Source organism: Streptomyces longispororuber (assembly GCF_024448165.1).
Taxonomy (GTDB): domain Bacteria; phylum Actinomycetota; class Actinomycetes; order Streptomycetales; family Streptomycetaceae; genus Streptomyces; species Streptomyces longispororuber_A.
Genome location: NZ_JAMOLN010000439.1, coordinates 1 through 340 on the forward strand (window position 1 = coordinate 1; position 340 = coordinate 340).

The window sequence follows — 340 nt, forward strand, 5'->3', positions numbered from 1 at the left end:
TGCAGTCGGCTGAGGTGATGAAGAACGCGGTGGCCTATCTGGAGCCGCACATGGAGAAGTCGGATGCCGAGGGCAAGGGCACCATCGTGCTGGCCACGGTGCGCGGTGACGTCCATGACATCGGGAAGAACCTGGTCGACATCATCTTGTCGAACAATGGCTACAACGTGGTGAATCTGGGCATCAAGCAGCCGGTTTCGGCGATCTTGGAGGCGGCCGAGGAGCACCGGGCCGATGTGATCGGGATGTCGGGTCTGCTGGTGAAGTCGACCGTGATCATGAAGGAGAACCTGGAGGAGCTCAACCAGCGCAAGCTGGCCGCGGACTTCCCGGTGATCCT

The 340-nt window shown here is 60.9% G+C and carries 1 protein-coding gene; it reads left to right on the plus strand.

Annotated elements, in window-relative coordinates:
• On the plus strand, positions 1-340 hold a 340-nt coding region (locus M4J07_RS47745), incomplete at both ends, for a cobalamin-dependent protein (protein WP_255983668.1).